Genomic DNA, 3,097 nt, shown 5'->3' on the forward strand with positions numbered 1-3,097 from the left:
CAGGAAGCCGACTTGATCGACGAGGCGATGCGCCATTACCGCCGCGCCAGCACCATCGCGCGCGCGGGCAACGACGAGCAGCTCGTCGCCGCCGTGCATCGCTACATGACGCTGGCGCAGGCGCAGCAGGTGCGGCGCCTGCGCGCCCATGGCCGGCTGGATGGCGAACTGCTCAAGCAGTCGCTGGCCGGGCTGGGCAGCGCGCAGCAGCTCGCGTCGGCGCTGACCAGCGATGACGCCAGCCTGCAAAGCCAGCTCCGGCTCGGCGAGATGCTGCGCCTGTCCGGCGAACACGCGCAGGCGGTGCTGGTGTTCGAACGCTGCGTCGACGCTGCGGCGCAGGCCGGCATGACCTGGGAGGCGACCATCGCGCGCGCCGACCACGCCGCGTGCCTCGCACACTGCGGCCGCCTGGCCGAGGCGGCGCGCATCGGCCAGGCGGCCGAGGCGGAGATCGCGCCGGACTTCGACCACTATGCACGCGCAGTCGTCCACGACTCGCTGGCCGAGCTGGCCGGACTGCTCGAACTGCCGGCGCGTCGCGCCGAGCTGGCCGAAGCGGCCCGCCAGGCCTGGGCGGCGGACGCGGCCTACTGCGCCGGCCTGCGCGCGGCGCTGCTCGAGCGCGGGCCGCTGGTGCGCTAGGGCGGCCAACCGCTAGACCGGCCGACGCAGCGCTTCCCAGGTCAGCTGCAGCACCCGCGCGTCGCTGCTGGCGCGGTGGCGCGCCACCGGGCGCGCGTGCAGCACCTGCTCGCGGGTGGCCTGCCAGGCCATCGCGTCGGCCTCGCCGATGGCATTGCGCAGGTGGTCGAGGCGGAACGCCGGTGTGCGGCCGCCGGCCTCGAACAGCAGTGCCAGCCAGGCGTAGTCGTGGGCCCAGCCGTCGCTGTAGACGATCAGGCCGCGCAGCCGCCGGTTCAGCTCGCGCGCCACGTCGACCGCCGGCCGGCCGTGGCGCAAGGCGAGATCGCGCGTGATGCCGTGCAGCGCCTCGGCCGCGGGGTCCCAGTGCGTCCAGCCGGGCTCGGGCCGCACCAGCGTGCACCAGGCCTCGCCGTCGGGCAGCACGAAGCCGACCTCGATCGGATAGCTGCTGCGCCCGAAGCCGGAGGCCTCGATGTCGAGGAAGGCGGGCGGCGTACTGCTGGCCATGCACTACGCCAAGCAAGTGCCGGGCCGTGGCGGGGCAGGTGCCTTGTCCCACAGGCGACAGACCGGGAGCGGGTTCCGCCCGTGGTTCGAGGCGGGGCGCTGCGGTATACCCGAGGCCGATCCGGCCGGGAGCGGCCGTACCTCCGGGAGAGTCTGTGTCCGTCGAAACCGCTGCGCCTGCCGTCCGCCCGCATCACCGCATCTGGCCGCGCCGCCTGCCGCGCGAACTCGTCGTGCCGCAGACCTCGCTGTGGTTCAACCTCGAGGTCTCGGCGACCCGCTATCCCGACAAGCCGGCCTACCTGTTCTTCGGCCGGGCGCTGCGCTACGGCGAGTTGCGCGAGCAGGCGTCGGCGATCGCCGGGTGGCTGCAGGCGCAGGGCGTGCGCAAGGGTGACCGCGTCGCCCTGTTCATGCAGAACTGCCCGCAGTACGTGGCGGCGCTGTACGGCATCCTGCGCGCCGACGCGGTGGTCGTTCCGGTCAACCCGATGAACCGGGCCGACGAGTTCGGCCACTACATCGCCGACCCGCAGGCGAAGGTGGTGATCTGCAGCGCCGACCTGGCCGCCATCGTCGCGCAGGCGAATGCCGGACTGCCCGAGGCGCAGCGCCTGGCCGATGTGCTGGTGACACGCTATGCCGATGCGCTGCCGGAGGGCGGCATCGAGCCCGCCGAGGCGCCGAACGCCGCCACCGAGCAATGGTTGCGCACCGATCCGCCGCTGCCCGAGACGGGGGCCGGTGGCCCGCGCTGGACGCGCTGGGGCGACGCCCTCGCGCAGCGCCTGGCCCCTGACGCGCACACGGCGCAACCCGACGACATGGCGCTGCTGCCCTACACCTCGGGCACCACCGGCCTGCCCAAGGGCTGCATCCACACCCACGCCACGCTGATGCACAACTGCGTCGGCGGGCAGTGGAGCCACAGCGGGCCCGAGGCGGTCGGCCTGGGCGTGGTGCCGATGTTCCACATCACCGGCATGGTCTATGGCGTGCTCGGCGCGGTGTACTCGGGCGCGACCACGGTGATCCTGCCGCGCTGGGACCGAGAGCTCGCGGCGCGGCTGATCGCCAGGCACCGCGTCTCGCACTGGACCTGCATCCCGACCATGGTCATCGACCTGTTCGGCAGCCCGAACTACAAGAGCTTCGACCTCTCCTCGCTGCGCAACATCAGCGGTGGCGGCGCGGCGATGCCGCAGGCGGTGGCGCAGCGCTTGCAGGACGAATTCGGCCTGACTTTCGCCGAGGGCTACGGCCTGACCGAGACCGCGGCCCCCAGCCACGCCAACCCGCCGGAGCGCGCCAAGCTGCAGTGCCTGGGCATCCCGATCTTCGGTGTCGACTCGCGTGTGGTGGACCCGCTGACGCTGCAGGAGATGCCGACGGGCGAAGTCGGCGAGATCGTCACCCACGGGCCGATGGTCTTCAAGGGCTACTGGCGCCACCCGGAGGCGACGAAGGCGGCCTTCGTCGCGCTGCCCGGCGACGCCAGCGGGCGGCTGTTCTTCCGCACCGGCGACCTCGGCCGCATGGACGAGGAGGGCTACTTCTTCCTCACCGACCGGCTCAAGCGGATGATCAATGCCAGCGGCTTCAAGGTCTGGCCGGCCGAGGTGGAGATGCTGCTGTACAAGCACCCGGCGGTGCAGGAGGCCTGCATCATCGCCGCGCGCGACGAGTACCGCGGCGAGACCGTCAAGGCCGTGGTGGTGCTGCGCGCCGAGGCGAAGGGCAAGACCGCGCCCGAGGACATCACCGCCTGGGCGCGCGACCACATGGCGGCCTACAAGGTGCCCAAGCTGGTTGAGTTCGTCGACAGCCTGCCCAAGTCGGGCTCGGGCAAGGTGATGTGGCGCCTGCTGCAGGACCGCGAGGCGGAGAACGCTGCCAAGGCCTGAGGGTGTTCGGGCGAACCTCCCGCAGCAGCCGCAGGCGG

General features: G+C 72.4%; 3 protein-coding genes. 2 read left to right on the forward strand and 1 reads right to left on the reverse strand.

What is annotated here, in order from left to right; genetic code table 11:
• The coding region (locus tag AAG801_RS41290) for a hypothetical protein (protein WP_341893666.1) at positions 1-645 on the forward strand (645 nt) is incomplete at its 5' end.
• Between the two features lie 12 nt (positions 646-657).
• On the opposite strand, the gene AAG801_RS41295 is transcribed toward AAG801_RS41290, so the two are convergent.
• Entirely contained in the window at positions 658-1,155 is a 498-nt protein-coding gene (locus AAG801_RS41295) for a hypothetical protein (RefSeq protein WP_341893667.1), read from the reverse strand.
• 155 nt (positions 1,156-1,310) lie between these two features.
• Here AAG801_RS41295 and AAG801_RS41300 point away from each other — a divergent pair, with 155 nt between their 5' ends.
• On the forward strand, positions 1,311-3,059 hold the full coding sequence (locus tag AAG801_RS41300; RefSeq protein WP_341893668.1) for a long-chain fatty acid--CoA ligase: 1,749 nt from the start codon (positions 1,311-1,313) through the stop codon (positions 3,057-3,059).
• Positions 3,060-3,097: the final 38 nt, after the last annotated feature.

The sequence above is a fragment of the Variovorax sp. YR752 genome (genome assembly GCF_943372545.1).

Bases quoted from the DNA above. Each gene is read 5' to 3' on its own strand.
- AAG801_RS41295 (WP_341893667.1), bottom strand. From the start codon at position 1,155: ATGGCCAGCAGTACGCCGCCCGCCTTCCTCGACATCGAGGCCTCCGGC.